Annotated in this window: 19 protein-coding genes and 1 pseudogene; 13 read left to right on the plus strand and 7 right to left on the minus strand. The window is 62.4% G+C overall.

Annotation, left to right across the window (positions count from 1 at the left end):
* Nucleotides 1–64: 64 nt before the first annotated feature.
* From B2J77_RS19795 to rpmE, 3 genes are all read right to left on the minus strand, one after another.
* Nucleotides 65–1,333 carry a malic enzyme-like NAD(P)-binding protein gene (locus B2J77_RS19795; protein WP_023532374.1) on the minus strand — a complete coding sequence of 423 codons (1,269 nt, stop codon included), beginning with the start codon at nucleotides 1,331–1,333 and terminating at the stop codon, nucleotides 65–67.
* A gap of 177 nt (nucleotides 1,334–1,510) precedes the next feature.
* On the minus strand, nucleotides 1,511–2,332 hold the full coding sequence (locus B2J77_RS19800; RefSeq protein WP_078479276.1) for a thermonuclease family protein: 822 nt from the start codon (nucleotides 2,330–2,332) through the stop codon (nucleotides 1,511–1,513).
* Nucleotides 2,332–2,550: a 50S ribosomal protein L31 gene (gene rpmE / locus B2J77_RS19805; protein ID WP_023532368.1), complete on the minus strand. Its 219-nt coding sequence runs from the start codon at nucleotides 2,548–2,550 to the stop codon at nucleotides 2,332–2,334. Before rpmE ends, B2J77_RS19800 begins: the two co-directional genes overlap by 1 nt.
* A 166-nt stretch (nucleotides 2,551–2,716) precedes the next feature.
* On the opposite strand from rpmE, the gene B2J77_RS19810 reads away from it, so the two are divergent.
* The 3 genes from B2J77_RS19810 (at nucleotide 2,717) to B2J77_RS19820 (ending at nucleotide 7,563) form a co-directional block, all read left to right on the plus strand.
* On the plus strand, nucleotides 2,717–4,936 hold the full coding sequence (locus tag B2J77_RS19810; RefSeq protein ID WP_078479277.1) for a primosomal protein N': 2,220 nt from the start codon (nucleotides 2,717–2,719) through the stop codon (nucleotides 4,934–4,936).
* Between the two features lie 190 nt (nucleotides 4,937–5,126).
* Nucleotides 5,127–6,863: an arginine--tRNA ligase gene (gene argS, locus B2J77_RS19815; RefSeq protein WP_058602910.1), complete on the plus strand. Its 1,737-nt coding sequence runs from the start codon at nucleotides 5,127–5,129 to the stop codon at nucleotides 6,861–6,863.
* A gap of 1 nt (nucleotide 6,864) precedes the next feature.
* Nucleotides 6,865–7,563: an SPOR domain-containing protein gene (locus B2J77_RS19820; RefSeq protein WP_023532748.1), complete on the plus strand. Its 699-nt coding sequence runs from the start codon at nucleotides 6,865–6,867 to the stop codon at nucleotides 7,561–7,563.
* Nucleotides 7,564–7,620: 57 nt separating this feature from the next.
* Here B2J77_RS19820 and B2J77_RS19825 read toward each other — a convergent pair whose 3' ends face one another.
* Complete coding sequence (locus B2J77_RS19825; RefSeq protein ID WP_023532338.1) at nucleotides 7,621–8,040, minus strand: NINE protein; 420 nt, start codon at nucleotides 8,038–8,040, stop codon at nucleotides 7,621–7,623.
* A 166-nt stretch (nucleotides 8,041–8,206) separates the two neighbouring features.
* Between B2J77_RS19825 and B2J77_RS19830 the strand changes: the two genes are divergently transcribed.
* Nucleotides 8,207–8,836: a C40 family peptidase gene (locus B2J77_RS19830; protein ID WP_058638124.1), complete on the plus strand. Its 630-nt coding sequence runs from the start codon at nucleotides 8,207–8,209 to the stop codon at nucleotides 8,834–8,836.
* 74 nt (nucleotides 8,837–8,910) lie between these two features.
* Here the strand turns inward: B2J77_RS19830 and B2J77_RS19835 are convergent, their stop codons facing one another.
* Complete coding sequence (locus tag B2J77_RS19835) at nucleotides 8,911–9,906, minus strand: type IV pilus twitching motility protein PilT (RefSeq protein WP_078479278.1); 996 nt, start codon at nucleotides 9,904–9,906, stop codon at nucleotides 8,911–8,913.
* Between the two features lie 64 nt (nucleotides 9,907–9,970).
* On the opposite strand from B2J77_RS19835, the gene B2J77_RS19840 reads away from it, so the two are divergent.
* From B2J77_RS19840 to B2J77_RS19880, 9 genes and pseudogenes are all read left to right on the plus strand, one after another.
* Entirely contained in the window at nucleotides 9,971–10,657 is a 687-nt protein-coding gene (locus B2J77_RS19840; RefSeq protein ID WP_058638126.1) for a YggS family pyridoxal phosphate-dependent enzyme, read from the plus strand.
* A 38-nt stretch (nucleotides 10,658–10,695) separates the two neighbouring features.
* Nucleotides 10,696–11,514 (plus strand): pyrroline-5-carboxylate reductase, encoded by an 819-nt coding sequence (gene proC, locus B2J77_RS19845; protein ID WP_058638127.1) that lies wholly within the window; start codon nucleotides 10,696–10,698, stop codon nucleotides 11,512–11,514.
* Nucleotides 11,515–11,524: 10 nt separating this feature from the next.
* Nucleotides 11,525–12,115 (plus strand): YggT family protein, encoded by a 591-nt coding sequence (locus B2J77_RS19850; protein ID WP_058638128.1) that lies wholly within the window; start codon nucleotides 11,525–11,527, stop codon nucleotides 12,113–12,115.
* An 88-nt stretch (nucleotides 12,116–12,203) separates the two neighbouring features.
* Nucleotides 12,204–13,343, plus strand: coding sequence for a homoserine O-succinyltransferase MetX (gene metX / locus B2J77_RS19855; protein ID WP_058602903.1), 1,140 nt, complete (start codon nucleotides 12,204–12,206; stop codon nucleotides 13,341–13,343).
* 7 nt (nucleotides 13,344–13,350) lie between these two features.
* Nucleotides 13,351–13,971 carry a methionine biosynthesis protein MetW gene (gene metW, locus B2J77_RS19860; RefSeq protein ID WP_058638129.1) on the plus strand — a complete coding sequence of 207 codons (621 nt, stop codon included), beginning with the start codon at nucleotides 13,351–13,353 and terminating at the stop codon, nucleotides 13,969–13,971.
* An 18-nt stretch (nucleotides 13,972–13,989) separates the two neighbouring features.
* Nucleotides 13,990–14,424, plus strand: coding sequence for a DUF4426 domain-containing protein (locus tag B2J77_RS19865; protein ID WP_078479279.1), 435 nt, complete (start codon nucleotides 13,990–13,992; stop codon nucleotides 14,422–14,424).
* Complete coding sequence (rdgB, locus tag B2J77_RS19870) at nucleotides 14,421–15,017, plus strand: RdgB/HAM1 family non-canonical purine NTP pyrophosphatase (RefSeq protein WP_058602900.1); 597 nt, start codon at nucleotides 14,421–14,423, stop codon at nucleotides 15,015–15,017. The genes B2J77_RS19865 and rdgB overlap by 4 nt, the downstream gene beginning before the upstream one ends.
* A 35-nt stretch (nucleotides 15,018–15,052) precedes the next feature.
* A pseudogene (hemW, locus tag B2J77_RS19875) lies at nucleotides 15,053–16,189 on the plus strand (radical SAM family heme chaperone HemW); the annotation flags it as partial.
* A gap of 9 nt (nucleotides 16,190–16,198) precedes the next feature.
* Entirely contained in the window at nucleotides 16,199–16,525 is a 327-nt protein-coding gene (locus B2J77_RS19880; RefSeq protein ID WP_023532330.1) for a DUF3392 domain-containing protein, read from the plus strand.
* Nucleotides 16,526–16,711: 186 nt separating this feature from the next.
* Here the strand turns inward: B2J77_RS19880 and trmB are convergent, their stop codons facing one another.
* Together trmB and B2J77_RS19890 are read right to left on the minus strand one after the other, a co-directional pair.
* Nucleotides 16,712–17,434: a tRNA (guanosine(46)-N7)-methyltransferase TrmB gene (gene trmB / locus B2J77_RS19885; protein ID WP_078479280.1), complete on the minus strand. Its 723-nt coding sequence runs from the start codon at nucleotides 17,432–17,434 to the stop codon at nucleotides 16,712–16,714.
* A gap of 9 nt (nucleotides 17,435–17,443) precedes the next feature.
* Complete coding sequence (locus tag B2J77_RS19890; protein WP_023532295.1) at nucleotides 17,444–18,238, minus strand: thiazole synthase; 795 nt, start codon at nucleotides 18,236–18,238, stop codon at nucleotides 17,444–17,446.
* Nucleotides 18,239–18,244 lie beyond the last annotated feature (6 nt).

Raw genomic sequence — 18,244 nt, forward strand, 5'->3', positions numbered from 1 at the left:
CTTCGCGGCCCTACGTAAACAGCATCAGGCCATGACAGCCGGGTTAGTCAGTGCAGAACAACGATCAGCCGTTGAACACGTCGTCAACGTTCTTGAGCGGGTAATGCTTCGGATACGGCAGCGTAGCGACGCCCGACTCGATGGCAGCCTTGGCCACGGCGTCGGAGACGACAGTGATCAGGCGTGCATCCAGTGGCTTGGGAATGATGTACTCACGGCCGAATTCCAGACCGTCCACACCGTAGGCTTCGCATACTTCCTTGGGAACCGGCTGCTTGGCCAGGTCTTTCAGGGCGATGGCAGCGGCGATCTTCATTTCTTCGTTGATACGCTTGGCTCGAACGTCCAGCGCGCCGCGGAAGATGAACGGGAAGCCCAGTACGTTGTTGACCTGGTTCGGATAGTCGGAACGACCAGTGGCCATGATCACGTCGTCGCGCGTGGCATGGGCCAACTCAGGGGCGATCTCGGGATCGGGGTTCGAGCAGGCGAACACGATCGGGTTGGCGGCCATCGACTTCAGGCCTTCAGCGCTCAACAGGTTCGGACCGGACAGGCCCACGAACACGTCAGCACCCTCGAGGGCATCGGCCAGGGTACGTTTGTCGGTCGCGTGCGCGAACTGCGCCTTGTACTGGTTCAGGTCGTCACGGCCAGCGTGGATAACGCCGCTGCGGTCGATCATGAAGATGTTCTCGACCTTGGCACCCATGCTGACCAGCAGCTTCATGCAGGAAATGGCCGCTGCACCAGCGCCCAGGCAGACGATCTTGGCGTCTTCGAGGGTCTTGCCGGCGATTTCCAAGGCGTTGATCATGCCGGCGGCCGTAACGATGGCGGTGCCGTGCTGGTCATCGTGGAAGACCGGAATGTCGCACTGCTCGATCAGGGTGCGTTCGATCTCGAAGCACTCTGGCGCCTTGATGTCTTCAAGGTTGATGCCACCGAAGGTGATCGAAATGCGGCGTACGGTATCGATGAACGCCTGCGGGCTCTCGGACTCGACTTCGATGTCGAACACGTCGATACCGGCGAAACGCTTGAACAGAACACCCTTGCCTTCCATGACAGGCTTGGACGCCAGCGGACCCAGATCGCCAAGACCGAGAATGGCAGTACCATCGGAAATCACGGCAACCAGGTTGCCTTTGCCGGTGTACTTGTAGGCCAGCTCCGGATCACGACCGATCTCGCGCACAGGCTCTGCCACACCTGGGCTGTAAGCCAAGGCGAGGTCGCGGGCGGTGGCGGTGGGCTTGGAGAGCTCGACGCTCAGTTTCCCTGGACGAGGGTGAGCGTGATATTCGAGAGCGGCGGTTTTCAGGTCTGACATGTTGGGCATTCCGCTATTGGCTGTTCTGACGGACCGCCGAGGATACGCAAAGAGTCCAGCCGTCACAAGACTGGCCGGTCACTCGTGTCAAGGCCTCTAGCCTAAGACTTTATGCTACAACCCACGGGGCATGCAGGCTTCAGTGTGTACAATCTGCTGTAGAAATGTCTACATCTTTTATCTCTGCACACGGTCGAGCATGCTGACGTCTGTGAGGGTCAGCTGCCAGCGTCGCTGACCCGACGTGTAGGAAGCCTTACGTGATGCACTGCGAATCCAACCCCTGGCCTCGACCTTTTGCCCCTTGAGGTTATCGAAGAAACCTGTGGGGAATGCACGGCGCAGACGAGCGGGTATATGAAGCGTCACGGCGCTGTCGAGGGTCACTCGAATGCCCGCGCGGCTCCGTTCGATGGCGGTGACGCGGCCTGACGCCAGCGCAAAACCTGGCTTGCGCACTGCATGGGCGGGCACCACCGGTGAGCGCTTCCACACACCGACAGCCGCCTGACGCGCAACTGACTCGGCACTTTGCTGGCAGCGGCTGAGCTCAGTATTGGGTGCGAAGGCGATGCGGTATGCAAGGCCTTCGCTGAGCAGCTGCGCCTCAAAGTTACGCCCCTCACGGCTGTACAGGTGGGCCAGCGTGCGACCGTACCGGTCTTTGGCTTCCTTACCGCGTACCAAGCCAACGCGCCCGTCACTGGCCTTGATCAATGCTTGCAAGCGTTTTCGGGCAGCCTGGGCAAAAGGCTCATCCGCTTGCCCCTTGCGGCCGATTTCGGGGGCATTGATCCCGATCAGACGCACACTGCGGCCATCGACCAAGCGCACGGTGTCGCCATCGACCACATGCCGTACGGCGACCCATTGCGCACGTGCCGGGGGCGGGCAGAAAGCCAGCGCCTGGGATGCCCAGCAAACGAGCATAAAAAAAGCGCCCACAAGGGGCGCTTTTCTCTGCAACGCTGCGAAACCCGAAGGGTTCGCCACGCACATCAGCCTTTCTTGGCACCGAACATGCCGAAGCGATCGGCGAACTTCTGTACGCGGCCGCCGGTGTCCAGGACTTTCTGCTTACCGGTGTAGAAAGGGTGGCACAGGTTGCATACGTCGATCGACAGGGTATCGCCCAGGGTCGAACGGGTTTCGAATTTGTTGCCGCAGCTGCAGGTGACAGCAACTGCTTCGTAGTTCGGATGGATATCAGCTTTCATGGTCACTTCCTCGAGCTGCGTGCCGCCACCCAACACCAATTGTTGAATACCGCACGTAATTAGGCGGCAAATAATACCAGAGCATGGCGCCAGCGCAAGTTGTCGCTTGTACCGACCGTCGTCTGCTAGGCTCGCCAGTTCTGAAACGCCCCCCGAGACCTTTAGCGTGCCCGACGTCATCCTGCGCCTTGCCCTGCCCTCCCCGCTGCGCCGCCTGTTCGACTACAAGGCGCCGGTCGGCATGGCGAACCAGACATGGATGCCTGGCATGCGCCTGCGCGTGCCGTTCGGGCGGCGCGAGATGATCGGTGTCCTGGTAGAAGTGTGTGCCGAAAGCGAGGTGCCGGCTGACAAACTCAAGCCAGCAAGCGCCCTGCTCGACCCGGTATCGCCCATTCCAGCCTCGCTGTTCAAGCTGTGCCTGTGGACCGCCCAGTACTACCAGCACAGCTTGGGTGACACCTTGAGCTGGGCGCTTCCTACCCTGCTGCGTCAGGGTGAACCTGCCGAGATGCGCCAGGAACGTTTCTGGCACGCAGCGCCGGGCGCTCGCCTTGAAGACCCGCGCATCGCGCGTGCACCTCGCCAACGCGATGCGCTCAAGACCCTGGCTCAGCACCCGCATGGGGTGGCCCACAGCGTGCTGTCGAAGCTCAACCTCAACAAGGACAGCCTTGACCTGCTGTTGGCCAAAGAGCTGGTGTGCGTAGAAATACGCCGTCAGCGCCCGGCCGAACGGCGTGAGCATTGGCTGGCGCAGTCGGAATTGCCCCTGAACGAAGAACAGCGTGATGCCTTCGATGCCGTGCTCGGCGGTTTCGGGCAGTTCGGCGCTTTTCTGCTGGCGGGCGTCACAGGAAGCGGCAAGACCGAGGTTTACCTGCAACTGATTCGTGAAACGCTCGAAGCAGGCAAGCAAGCCCTGGTATTGATCCCGGAGATCAACCTGGGGCCGCAGACACTGGCGCGTTTCGAGCAGCGCTTCAACGCCCGCATTGCCCTCGTGCACTCGAACGTCAGCGACCGTGAGCGCCTCGATGCCTGGCTGGCGGCGCGTGACGGCGAGGCAGACATCATCATCGGCACACGCTCGGCCTTGTTCACGCCCATGAAGAACCCGGGCCTGATCATCATCGACGAGGAACACGACGGCTCTTATAAGCAGCAGGAGGGCCTGCGCTACCACGCCAGGGATCTGGCGCTGGTGCGCGCGCATCAGGAGAACGTGCCGATCGTGCTTGGCTCGGCCACGCCCTCCCTGGAAACCCTGCACAACGCCGTGAGCGGCCGCTACCGCCTGCTGCACATGACCCAGCGCGCAGGCGGTGCGCGTGCACCACGCATGTTGCGCCTGGACGTGAAAAGCCTGCCGCTGGACAGCGGCATCAGCGGCCCCCTGCAGCAGGCCATTGGCCAGACCCTAGAGGCGGGACAACAGGTACTGGTGTTCCTCAATCGCCGTGGCTTCGCGCCTACCCTGCTATGCCACGACTGCGGCTGGCTGTCCGAATGCCCGCGGTGCGATGCGCGCATGACGGTTCACCAGCGCTCCGGCGTGCTGCGCTGCCACCACTGCGGCTACGACGAGCGGCTGCCGCATCACTGCCCACAATGCAAGCACGTGGACCTGCGCCCTGTCGGGGCCGGCACCGAGCGCGCCGAAGAGCGCCTGAAGGTGTTGTTCCCGGATTATCCCGTGCTGCGCGTGGACCGCGACAGCACCTCGCGCAAGGACGCGATGCACCAACTGTTCACAACCATTCAACGCGGCCAGCCAAGCCTGTTGGTCGGCACGCAGATGCTCGCCAAAGGGCATCACTTCCCCCGGGTAACGCTGGTTGCCATTCTCGATGCCGATGGCGGTCTGTTTTCCGGGGACTTCCGCGCCAGTGAACGCATGGCCCAATTGATCGTACAGGTCGCTGGCCGTGCAGGACGGGCGGAAGAGCCCGGCAAGGTCATCATCCAGACGCACTTGGCTGACCACCCTTTACTGGTTCAACTGACCGAGCAGGGCTATTTTGCCTTCGCCAAACAGGCGCTCGACGAACGCCGCGCCGCCGGTTTGCCGCCCTTTTCGCACTTGGCCCTGTTGCGCGCCGAAGCGCACAAGCCGGGGCAGGCCGAGGCGTTTCTGGATGAAGCCTGCACAGCGGCCGAGCGCCTGATGGCGCAGCAGCGCCTGCCCGGCATCGAACTGCTTGGCCCGGTACCGGCGCCCATGGAGCGCCGAGCGGGGCGCTTTCGCGCACAACTGTTGCTGCAGGCCAGTACCCGTGCCCCTCTGCACCGCCTCATCAGCGCCTGGCTACTGGTGCTGGAGCAACTGCCAAGCGGGCGCCAGGTACGCTGGTCGATAGACGTCGACCCGGTGGATCTTTACTGAAGGCACGTTTGAAGCGCCACGCCGCGCGCGGCGAGGCTGCATCAGGACCCAGCGAAGGCTTTCAAGTTGCCCCGTGCCTGGCCACGTGCCTGCCAAAGGTTGGCAACGCGCGCCCAGCCACGGATAATGCCCAGTTTTTCCACCAGCGCATCCAGGCGCCCGCCGCGCTTGCGGTCGAAAAGAGATTCCTATGAAAGACACCATTCGCCAGCTGATCCAGCAAGCCCTCACCCAACTCGTCAACGACGGTGTGTTGCCTGACGGGCTGTCGCCGGCGATCCAGGTGGAAAACGCCAGGGACAAGACCCACGGCGATTTCGCCAGCAACATTGCCATGATGCTGGCCAAGCCGGCCGGCATGAAGCCGCGTGACCTGGCCGAAAAACTGATCCAGGCCCTGCCGGCCAGCGCCGACATCAGCAAGGTCGAGATCGCAGGTCCGGGCTTTCTGAACTTCTTCCAAAACACCGCTGCATTGGCCGCCCGCCTGGACGCAGCGCTTGACGATCCTCGGCTTGGCGCGCGCAAGGCTGGCCCTGCGCAGAAGGTGGTGGTCGACCTGTCGGCGCCGAACCTCGCCAAGGAAATGCACGTTGGTCACCTGCGCTCGACCATCATCGGCGACAGCGTGGCGCGGGTACTCGAGTTCCTGGGTGACCAGGTGATCCGCCAGAACCACGTAGGCGACTGGGGCACCCAGTTCGGCATGCTGCTGGCATACCTCGAAGAAAACCCCATCACCAGCGACGAACTCTCCGACCTGGAAAACTTCTACCGTGCGGCCAAGAAGCGCTTCGACGAATCCGAAGCCTTCGCCACGCGCGCGCGCGGGTTGGTGGTCAAGCTGCAGGCGGGTGACCCTGACTGCCTGGCCCTGTGGACACGGTTCAAGGACATCTCGCTGTCGCACTGCCAGAAGACCTACGAACTGCTCAACGTCAAGCTGACCATGGCCGACGTCATGGGCGAAAGCGCCTACAACGATGACCTGGCCAATGTCGTCGCCGAACTCAAGGCCAAGGGCCTGTTGGTCGAAGACCAGGGTGCCCAGTGCGTGTTCCTGGAGGAGTTCAAGAACAGCGAAGGCGAACCGCTGCCCGTGATCGTGCAGAAGGCCGATGGTGGCTACCTGTACGCGACCACGGACCTTGCCGCGGTGCGCTACCGCAGCAATGTGCTCAAGGCAGATCGCGCCCTCTATTTCGTCGACCAACGCCAGGCGCTGCACTTCAACCAGGTATTCGAAGTCGCTCGCCGCGCCGGCTTCCTCGGGCACCCGATGCAGATGGAGCACATGGGCTTTGGCACCATGAACGGCGCCGACGGCCGCCCGTTCAAGACCCGTGACGGCGGCACGGTCAAGTTGATCGACCTGCTCAACGAAGCCAAGGACCGTGCGTATGCGCTGGTGAAGGAAAAAAATCCAGGCCTGCCCGAAGACGACCTGCGTCGCATCGGTGAGGTGGTGGGTATCGGTGCGGTGAAATATGCCGACCTGTCCAAGCACCGTACCAGCGACTACAGCTTCAACTTCGAGTTGATGCTCAACTTCGAAGGCAATACGGCCCCCTACCTGCTGTACGCCTACACCCGTGTGGCCGGGGTGTTCCGCAAGCTGGGCAAGGGCTTTGACGAAGTCGAAGGCACTATCGTGCTGCAAGCGCCTCACGAGCAGGACCTGGCCGCGCGCCTGGCCCAGTTCGGGGAAATTCTCAACAACGTAGCCGACAAGGGCACGCCACACGTCTTGTGCAGCTACCTGTACGACCTGGCAGGCCTGTTCTCCAGCTTCTACGAAAATTGCCCGATCCTGGCTGCCGAGACGCCCGAGCAGCAACAAAGCCGCCTACGTCTGGCAGCGCTGACCGGGCGCACCCTCAAGCAAGGTCTGCAACTGCTCGGCCTGGAAACTCTGGAGCGCATGTAAGGTGGCTGCCAAGAAGAAACCTGCCCCCAAACGTGGCGCCAGTCGTCAGACGGCGCCCGCCAAGCAGCCCATGCCCGGCTGGGTATGGCTGGCAGTCGGCCTGACCATCGGTGCGTTCATCGTGTTTCTGATGAAGCTCGAACCCGGTGGCGGCGATATCAAACGCACCAAGCCCGAACAGCAGAAAACCGAAAAGACGGTCGAAGCCGGGAAGTCGACCCAGGCCACCCCGCAACAGCCGGTAAAGCCCAAGTACGACTTCTACACCTTGCTGCCGGAGTCGGAAGTCATCGTGCCGCCTGAGGCAGTGCCCGAGAAGACGCCACCTGTGCCAGCCCAGCCGGTCACCCCAGTGACCCCGGCAGAGGCCGCCAAGATCGACACCGCACGCGCCCAAGCTGCATTGCTGGGCCAGACACCACCGCCTGCCCCTCCGGTGATCAAGCCGGCGGCAACCACGCAGTTCTTCCTCCAGGCAGGCTCGTTCCGCAAGCAGGCCGATGCCGACAAGGTGCGCGCGCAGATCATCCTGCTGGGGCAGAGCGTGAAAGTGGAGTCCGGCACGGTGAAGGACGAAACCTGGTACCGGGTGCTGGTCGGGCCGTTCAGCAACCGCGAGCAGTTGACCGTCGCCCAGAAGCAATTGGCCGGCGCGGGCTTCAGTAACCTGCTGCTGCAACAGCGTCAGACCCGCCAATAGCAGTCAGTGCCCACAGGCTGGCGCGGCCTGGCCAGGCCGCGCCAGCGTTTCTAACGGTCAGCGCTGGCCGGCATTGCGCTCGGACACCTGCCCGTTCAACGTCCAGAAGTCATACAGAACGCCCACCAGGAACAACCCGCCCGTGCAGAAGTAGATGATGGCGGTGATCCACTTGCCTTGATAAAGGCGGTGCAGGCCGAAGATGCCCAGGAAGGTCAGCAGTATCCAGGCGATGTTGTAGTCGATTCGGCCAGAGTGGAAACGCAGGTCGGCTTCGCGGTCCATGGCCGGGATCAGGAACAGGTCGATGAGCCAGCCAATGCCCAGCAGCCCGAAGGTGAAGAACCAGATCGTCCCGGTGATGGGCTTGCCGTAATAGAAACGGTGCGAGCCGGTAAAGCCGAAAATCCACAGCAAGTAGCCGATCACCTTGCTGTGGGTGTCGTGGAAGGGCGCGCCCTGTTGATAAGTGTTCATGCATGGCCCTCGTGGGTTGCTGATTAAATTTTCTAAAAAAAGTTGTGACTTTTTCCGCCAAGGCCGACGGATGGTAAGCAAGAATCGACCAGCGGATCAAAATTTGATCAAAAAGCTGTTATAAAGTTGCGCGCCCAACACACAACTATTCATAAGAGCTTCATCTATGCCGCCTTTGATCAAGACATGGCTGACCCTCTGCCTACTATTGCCCCTGGCCGCCCACGCCACCAACCGTGAGCAACGTCTTCCCAACGGCTTTACCGGTTACACCACCAACGCATCGGTAAAGCGCACGCCCATCAAACAGACCACCCTGCACGCCCGCCCTGGCAACGCTGCCAATAAGTCGCGTGGCAAGACGGTGGCGGCTGCTTCGAGCAAGCAAAGCAGCGCCGTGCTCGATCGTGCCGTGAACATGCTCGGCACCCCTTATGTTTGGGGCGGTACCAGCCCGAAAAAAGGGTTCGATTGCAGCGGCCTGGTTCGCTACGCCTTCAACGACGTGGCTGAGGTCAACCTGCCTCGCACTTCCAGCGCCATGGCCAGCGGTCACGGCACCAAGGTTGCCAAAAGCGATCTCAAGCCGGGCGACCTGATCTTCTTCAACATCAAGAGCCGGCGCGTCAACCATGTTGCCATCTACCTGGGCAATGACCGCTTCATTCATGCGCCGCGTCGCGGCAAGCGGGTGAGCATCGATAACTTGAGCAAGCCCTATTGGCAGAAACACTACGTGGTCGCCAAACGCGTACTGCCCAAGGAAAAGCAACAGCTTAGCCTGGCCAAGCGTTAACCCTGCCTCATAGCAACCCCGTGGAGGGCCGCTCCGCTGCCAACCCTAGGTGGTGGGTAGCGGCCCTGGTTGCATCACTCGGCGAGCAGCCCGCGCGCTCGAAGTTGCCTCATGGCCCCGTCCAAGGTTTGCATACCCTCTGCCGCGCCGGTCTGCATCGCCGAATGGAGCTGGGCCATGCGCCCTTCGCGGATCAGATTGCGGACAGCATCCGTCACCACCAGCACTTCTCGCGCCGCGACCCTCCCACCGCCCCGGCGGCCAACCAGCACTTGCGCCACTACCACTCGCAGCGAGTCTGCCAGCATCGCGCGCACCCATGCCTTTCCCTGCGCAGGGAATACCTCTACTACCCGGTCGATGCTGTTCACCGCTGAGCGTGTATGAACGGTTGCCAGTACCAGATGACCTGTTTCGGCGGCACGCAGTGCAAGACGAATGGTTTCCAGGTCCCTCAACTCGCCCAGCACGATCACGTCGGGGTCCTGACGCAACGCACTGCGCAGGCCTTGGGCAAAGCTGCAGCAATCTCGGCCGACCTCACGTTGGTTGACCACACCCTGATGGCTGGCATGGACGACCTCGATCGGATCCTCGAGGGTGACGATGTGCAGCGCGCGCTCGCGGCTCATCTGATCGAGCAGGGCTGCCAACGTGCTCGTCTTGCCACTGCCCGTCGGCCCACCTATGAGCACCAGACCGTCACGGTATTGGCCAATGGTTTGGGCAATCTCGCCCAGGCCGAGCGATTCGGCGCAGGCGAGCCGCGCGGGGATCAAGCGGAACGTGAGCGCAGGGCCGTTCATCTGCCTGAACAGGTTCACGCGAAACCGCCCAAGCGCGGGCAGCTCCAGTGCCAGGTCCAGGTCGTGACCGGCGACCCACTGTCGATACGGGTCGGCGTCGAGCAACGTTTCCATGCTTCGCATCAATCCATCCGGCGTTGCCATCGGCACGGGCAGGCGTTGCAGCACGCCATGCACGCGCACTGTCGGCGCCTGGCCTGCAGCCAGGTGCAGGTCGCTGGCACCTGCCTTCAAAGCAAGCGCCAGCAGGTCTGTCACATCCATGAGACTCCCCATCTGCCTTCAACCAGGTAAAATGCGGCGAAACTTCAGCTGCCGGCCTCGATCTATGTCCACCCTAGCAGACAACCTTTCCTCGATTCGCGACCGCATCAACCGGGGTGCCCAGGCTGCCGGGCGTAATCCCGCCGACGTCCGGTTGCTGGCCGTCAGCAAAACCAAGCCGGCCGCCGCCATACGCGAACTCCACGTCGCAGGCGTGCAGGATTTCGGGGAAAACTACCTACAAGAGGCGCTGACTAAACAACAGCAACTCATCGACCTGCCTCTGACCTGGCACTTCATTGGCCCTATTCAGTCGAACAAGACCAAGGCCATTGCCGAGCATTTCGACTGGGTGCATTCCGTGGATCGCCTGAAAATCGCCCAACGCCTTTCAGAACAGCGCCCAGTTGGCCTGGCGCCGCTCAACATCTGCCTTCAGGTGAACGTCAGCGGTGAGGCCAGCAAGGCCGGTTGCGCACCCGCGCAACTGCCCGCACTGGTGGAGGCCGTGGCTGCCCTACCCAACCTGCGTTTGCGTGGGCTGATGGCAATCCCCGAACCTACCGATGATCGTAACGCCCAGGAAGCAGCGTTCGCCCAGCTGCGCCAGTTACAGGACGCGCTCGGGCTGGGCCTGGACACCCTGTCCATGGGCATGAGCCATGACCTGGAAGCGGCAATTGCTCAAGGCGCGACCTGGGTCCGTATCGGCACCGCCTTGTTTGGTGCCCGCGACTACGGCAACGCTTGATGACATGCTTAACTCACTTTTCCTAACAAGGACCTGACATGAGCAAGACACGTATTGCCTTTATCGGCGCCGGCAACATGGCCGCAAGCCTGATCGGTGGTCTGCGTGCCCAGGGCGTGGAGGCGACGCACATTCGCGCCAGCGACCCCGGTGCCGAAACCCGTACTCGCCTCCAGGCCGAACAGGGCATCGAAACCTTCGAGCACAATGCACAGGCCATCGAAGGCGCCGATGTGATCGTGCTGGCGGTCAAGCCGCAGGTGATGAAGACCGTGTGCCAGGCCTTGCGCGATGACCTGAAGGAAGGCCAGCTGATCGTGTCCATCGCTGCGGGCATCACCTGCGCCAGCCTGCAGAGCTGGGTGGGCAGCCACCCGATAGTGCGCTGCATGCCCAACACGCCGTCGCTGCTGCGCCAGGGCGTCAGTGGCCTGTACGCCACAGCCGAAGTCACGGCCGAGCAACGCCAGCAGGCCGAGCAACTGTTGTCGGCGGTAGGGACGGCGCTCTGGCTCGAACAGGAGCAGCAACTGGATGCAGTGACCGCCGTCTCCGGTAGCGGCCCTGCGTATTTCTTCCTGCTGATCGAGGCCATGACTGCGGCGGGCGAGAAGCTCGGCCTGCCTCGGGAGACCGCCACCGAGCTGACCTTGCACACGGCGTTGGGCGCCGCCCGCATGGCGGTTGCCAGCGATGTGGACGCCGCCGAATTGCGCCGCCGCGTGACATCACCTGCCGGCACCACCGAAGCCGCTATCAAATCGTTCCAGGCCAGTGGTTTCGAGGCCATCGTGGAGCAGGCGCTGCACGCTGCAGCCACACGCTCTGCTGAGCTGGCCGAGCAACTGGGCAAATAAGGAGTTTCAAATGAATGCACTGTCCGGCGCCGCGATTTTCGTGGTGCAAACACTGGTCAGCCTGTACTTGGTGATCGTCCTGTTGCGCTTTGTGCTGCAACTGGTCAAGGCCAACTTCTACAACCCGCTCAGCCAGTTCACGGTGCGCGCGACCCAACCGCTGCTCAAGCCGATCCGCCGGATCGTACCCAGCATCGCCGGGCTGGATACCTCATCGCTGCTGCTGGCCGTGCTCATCCAGGCCCTGCTGATGGGGTTCGTGCTGATGGTGACCTACGGCACCTTCGGTGATGTGCTGCACCTGCTGTTGTGGGCCATTATCGGCATCACCTCGCTGTTCCTGAAAATCTTCTGGGTGGCAATGATCGTCATGGTGATCGTTTCCTGGATAGCGCCCAACAGTCACAACCCGGCGGCCGAGCTTGCGTATCAGATCAGCGAGCCGGTGCTGGCGCCGTTCCGCCGTATCGTGCCAAACCTGGGGGGCTTGGATATTTCGCCGATTTTTGCGTTCCTGGCCATTCAGGTCATCCAGTCGTTCGTCATGCCACCACTGGCTGCCTACGCTGGCATGCCGCAGGAGCTGTGGCGGATGATCTGACCCGGCAGCACCCTGGCGACAAGCCTGCGCTTGCCGCTGGGGGTGGTGCTCTTTAGACTTACGCCTCCGTCAAGCGTGAGCAGGGTCGATGTCCACTGTCTTTCCAGAAGATTCCGTCGGTCTGGTCGTACCCCAGACCGCCCGGTTCGACGAGCCGCTGGCTCTGGCCTGCGGCCGTTCGCTGAGCAGCTACGAGCTGGTCTACGAAACCTATGGCACGCTGAACGCCAGCGCGAGCAATGCAGTACTGATCTGCCATGCCCTGTCTGGGCACCACCATGCCGCGGGCTACCACGCTGCCACTGACCGCAAGCCGGGTTGGTGGGACAGCTGCATCGGCCCAGGCAAGCCCATCGACACCAACCGCTTCTTCGTGGTCAGCCTGAACAACCTGGGCGGCTGCAATGGCAGCACCGGGCCAAGCAGCATCAACCCGGCCACTGGCAAGGCCTATGGCGCCGACTTCCCAATCCTGACCGTCGAAGACTGGGTTCACAGCCAGGTCCGCCTGGCAGAGCGCCTGGGCATCGCGCAGTGGGCCGCCGTGGTGGGTGGCAGCCTGGGCGGCATGCAAGCGCTGCAATGGACCATCAGCTATCCCGAGCGCGTGCGCCACTGTATCGATATCGCCTCGGCGCCCAAGCTGTCCGCGCAGAACATCGCGTTCAACGAGGTGGCGCGCCAGGCCATTCTCACCGACCCCGAGTTCCATGGCGGCTCGTTCCAGGATCAGGGCGTGATTCCCAAGCGGGGCTTGATGCTGGCACGCATGGTCGGGCATATCACCTACCTGTCGGATGACTCGATGGGTGAGAAATTCGGCCGCGAGCTCAAGAGTGACAAGCTCAACTACGACTTCCACAGTGTGGAGTTCCAGGTCGAAAGCTACCTGCGCTACCAGGGCGAAGAATTCTCCGGGCGCTTCGATGCCAACACGTACCTGCTGATGACCAAGGCACTGGACTACTTCGACCCGGCGGCGGCGCACAATGGCGATCTGGCCGCGACCCTGGCCCATGTCAAGGCCAACTACTGCATCATGTCGTTCACTACCGACTGGCGCTTCTCGCCGGCCCGCTCGCGGGAAATCGTCGATGCTCTGATGGCGGCGCGCAAGAACGTCTGCTACCTGGAAATCGACTCGCCCTACGGCCACGATGCCTTCCTGATTCCCACGCCTCGCTACATGCAGGGTTTCTCGAACTACATGAACCGCATTACCCTCTGAGGACAGCATGAGAGCCGATCTGGAAATCATCCACGACTGGATTCCCGCCGGCAGCCGGGTACTGGACCTGGGCTGTGGTACCGGCGAGCTGCTGGCTTCGCTGCGCGACCGCAAGCAGGTCACCGGCTACGGCCTCGAAATCGACGGGGACAATATCGCCGCCTGCGTGGCCAAGGGCGTGAACGTCATCGAGCAGGACCTGGACAAAGGCCTGGGCAATTTCGCCAGCGACAGTTTCGATGTGGTGATCATGACCCAGGCCTTGCAGGCGGTGGAGTACCCCGACCGCATCCTGGACGAAATGCTGCGCGTCGGTCGCCAGTGCATCATCACCTTCCCCAACTTCGGTCACTGGCGCTGCCGGTGGTACCTGGCGACCAAAGGCCGCATGCCCGTCTCGGACTTCATGCCGTACACCTGGTACAACACCCCTAACATCCACTTCTGCACCTTCGCCGACTTCGAAGAGCTGGTCCACGAGCGCAAGGCCAAGGTGCTGGACCGGCTGGCGGTGGATCATATGCACCGCAACGGTCTGGGCGGCCGGCTGTGGCCTAACCTTCTGGGCGAAATCGGTATCTACCGCGTCAGCAGCCCCGGCCCGCAGGCACATCAACTCGCGGTCTGACCCAGGAGAATCTGCACCATGCGTCGCCTTGCCCTGCTTTTGATCAGCCTGTGTCTGGCAATGCCAGCACTGGCAGCCGATACTGCACGCGCTGCTCGCAAAGAGGTATTTGGCGATATCACGGTGCACTACGGCGCGTTTACCTCAAGCATGCTCACCCCGCAGGTCGCAGCGGCCACAGGCCTGGTCCGCAGCCGTCACCAGGGCGTGCTCAGCCTCACCGTACTCAGAGCCGGCAAACCCATCACGGCCGTGGTCAGCGGCGCGGTCAAGGACCTGACCGGGCGCAAGCAGCCCCTGGCCTTCAAGCAGGTCACCGACCACGGCACCGCGTCTTACGTCGCCCAATTCAAGATCGAACACCCTGAGACCGTCGTCTTCGAGCTAGGTGTCCAAGCCGGTGGTGTCAGTCACTCCTTCAGCTTCAACCAGGACGTTTTCCCAGGCGAATGATGAATTTCCAGCAACTCGTATTGGCCAGCCATAACGCCGGCAAACTCAAGGAACTGCAGGCGATGCTCGGTCAATCCGTGCAATTGCGATCGATTGGCGAATTCAGCCAGGTCGAGCCGGAAGAAACCGGCCTCTCGTTCGTTGAGAACGCCATCTTGAAAGCCCGCAATGCCGCGCGCATTTCCGGGCTGCCCGCCTTGGCGGACGATTCCGGTCTGGCCGTGGATTACCTGGGAGGTGCACCTGGCATCTACTCAGCGCGTTATGCCGACGGCCAAGGCGATGCCGCCAACAACGCCAAGTTGCTCGACGCACTGAAGCACGTACCCGAGGCCGAGCGCGGTGCGCAGTTCGTCTGTGTATTGGCGCTGGTACGGCACGCCGATGATCCGTTGCCAATCCTGTGCGAAGGCCTGTGGCATGGTCGCATCCTGCTCAAGGCAAGCGGCGAACACGGGTTTGGCTACGACCCACTGTTCTGGGTGCCAGAACGTGATTGCTCAAGCGCCGACCTGACCCCGGCTGACAAGAATCAGATCAGCCACCGTGCCCGCGCCATGGCACTGCTGCGTCAACGTCTGGGCCTGGCATGACCCTGACGTCGTCGCTCATCCAGGCGCCGGGCATCAGCCAGTTGCCGCCGTTGGCGTTGTACATCCACATCCCGTGGTGCGTGCGCAAATGCCCCTACTGCGACTTCAACTCCCATGCCGCGGGGCCTGAGCTGCCCGAAGCGGCCTACGTTGCGGCGCTGCTGACCGACCTTGACCAGGAACTGGCCGCAGTCCAGGGCCGCGTCATCACCTCGATCTTCTTCGGTGGTGGCACACCAAGCCTGTTCAGTGCCGATGCCCTGGGCCGGTTGCTGCGCGGCGTCGAGCAACGCATCCCATTCGCTTCGGACATTGAGATCACCCTGGAAGCCAACCCGGGAACGTTCGAACAGGACAAGTTCAAGGCCTATCGCCAGACCGGCATCAACCGCCTGTCCATTGGCGTGCAGAGTTTCCAACCCGCCAAGCTGCAAGCGCTGGGCCGCATCCACAACGGCGAGGAGGCGATCCGCGCTGCTGGCATGGCAAGGGCCGCAGGCTTCGACAACTTCAACATGGACCTGATGCATGGCTTGCCCGACCAATCGATGGACGACGCCCTGGGCGATCTGCGTCAGGCAATCGAGCTCGGGCCCACGCACCTGTCCTGGTATCAACTGACGGTAGAGCCCAACACCGTATTCTGGAACCAGCCGCCCGAGCTGCCCGAGGACGATATCCTCTGGGACATCCAGGAAGCCGGCCAGGGCCTGATGGCGGCCAATGGGTTCGGCCAGTACGAGGTGTCTGCCTACGCTCAGCCCGAGCGCGCTGCCCGCCACAACCTCAACTACTGGCGCTTCGGAGACTTCATCGGCATTGGTGCCGGGGCCCATGGCAAGCTCACCTATGCGGACGGCCGTATCGTACGCACCTGGAAAACCCGGCTGCCCAAGGACTACCTGAACCTGGCCAAACCGTTCAAGGCCGGCGAAAAACAGTTGCCCGAGGACGAGCTGCCCTTCGAGTTCCTGATGAACGCGCTGCGCCTGACCCAGGGTGTGGAAGCGCAGCTGTTCACCGACCGCACCGGGTTGCCGCTCGCACGGCTCGCCCAAGCCCGTCGCCTGGCAGAACAAAGGGGGCTTTTGCAGGTCGAACCGGATCGACTGGTGGCAACGCCCAGGGGCCAACTGTTCCTCAATGACTTGCTGCAGTATTTCTTGACCTAAGGATGACCCATGGATCTGGTACTCGACCTGCTCGCGACGATTTCCCGCTGGAGCCGCAGCAACTTGTCGGAGATTTCTCTGGCGTTGGTAGGCTGTCTGCTGGTGCTGTTCGGGACGGACATCAAGGCCTGGGCCGAGCAGCGCCTGGGCGGGCTGACAGGGGCCCTGCGGGTGCCGCTGATGGCATTGCTGGTGATGATCGGCAGCGGCGCGGCCTTGATCTACGCCACACCCTGGGTTTTGAAGGGGCTGAGCCAGTTCAACAACTACGCGTTGGCGCCTGTGCTGCTGGTGGTCCTGGCGCTGATCGGCGTGGTGGCGGACCGTCGCGGCTGAAGCTGTAGCAGTCCGGCCGCCTTTTACGTAACGCCCTGGCGTTAGCCCCCGTGGTTGTCGGCACTCAAAAACCGACCTTGCAGAATGATGCTGTTCATCAAGATCGCTGGGGCCGCGCCGTGGCCCCAAATACTAGCGCTTGCAAGGCAGCTTTTTGTCCATCCGCACAGCGTCAGGCTTAGCGGGTCACGCGGTCTTTTCGAATTTCAGGTCCCAGACACCATGGCCCAAGCGCTCGCCGCGGCGTTCGAACTTGGTGATCGGCCGCTCGGTCGGGCGCGGCACGTAGGTACCGTCCGCTGCTTGATTGCGATAGCCAGGGGCTGCATTCATCACTTCCAGCATGTACTCGGCATAGGGTTCCCAATCCGTGGCCATGTGAAACACGCCGCCGGGCTTGAGCTTGCGCCGTACCAACTCGGCGAACGCCAGCTGGACAATGCGGCGCTTGTGGTGGCGCGCCTTGTGCCAAGGGTCAGGGAAGAACAGCATCAGGCGGTCAAGGCTGTCGTCGGCCACGCAACGGTTCAATACCTCGATGGCATCGCAATCGTATACCCGCAAGTTGGTCAGCCCTTGGGTGAGCACGCCATTGAGCAGCGCCCCTACGCCTGGGCGATGGACCTCGACACCGATGAAGTCCTGCTCAGGCGCAGCGGCGGCCATTTCCAGAAGGGAATGACCCATGCCGAAGCCGATTTCCAGCGTGCGCGGTGCCGAGCGGCCGAAGACCTGGTCGTAGTCGACCGGGCTGTCCGCCAGCGGCAGGATGTACAGCGGCCCACCCTGGTCCAGGCCGCGCTGCTGGCCTTCGGTCATGCGCCCGGCACGCATCACGAAGCTCTTGATGCGGCGTTTTGGGCGGGCGTCGCCGTCGGCGGCGTTCGGCAGATCTTGCGAATCAGTCATCAGGGGCTCTTACTTGATCAGACCATCCAGCGGCGAAGAGGCGCTGGCATAGAGTTTCTTGGGCATGCGACCGGCCAGGTACGCCATGCGACCCGCCACGATGGCGTGCTTCATGGCCTCGGCCATCAATACCGGTTGCTGGGCATGGGCGATGGCCGAGTTCATCAGCACCGCCTCGCAGCCCATTTCCATGGCGATGGTGGCGTCGGAGGCAGTGCCTACGCCAGCATCCACCAGCACCGGTACTTTGGATTCTTCGAGGATGATCTGCAGGTTGTAGGGGTTGCAGATGCCAAGCCCTGTACCGATCAGGCCAGCCAGGGGCATGACGGCGATACAGCCGGCTTCGGCCAGTTGGCGGGCGATGATCGGGTCGTCGCTGGTGTAGACCATCACGTCGAAGCCATCCTTGACGAGCACCTCGGCGGCCTTGAGGGTTTCGATTACGTTGGGGAACAGGGTTTTCTGGTCGGCCAGCACTTCCAGCTTGACCAGGTTATGCCCATCGAGCAGCTCCCGGGCCAGGCGGCAGGTACGCACCGCTTCGACGGCGTCATAGCAGCCGGCAGTATTGGGCAGAATGGTGTAGCGGTCCGGTGGCAGTACGTCCAGCAGGTTCGGCTCGCCCGGGTTCTGACCAATGTTCGTGCGGCGCACCGCGACAGTCACGATCTCGGCACCCGAGGCCTCGATGGCCTGGCGGGTTTGCTCCATGTCACGGTACTTGCCGGTGCCTACCAGCAGGCGCGACTGGAAGGTACGCCCGGCCAGGGTGAAGGGCTTGTCGCTGCGAACGTTGCTCATCGTTGT

It is taken from the genome of Pseudomonas parafulva (assembly GCF_002021815.1).
GTDB lineage: Bacteria > Pseudomonadota > Gammaproteobacteria > Pseudomonadales > Pseudomonadaceae > Aquipseudomonas > Aquipseudomonas parafulva_B.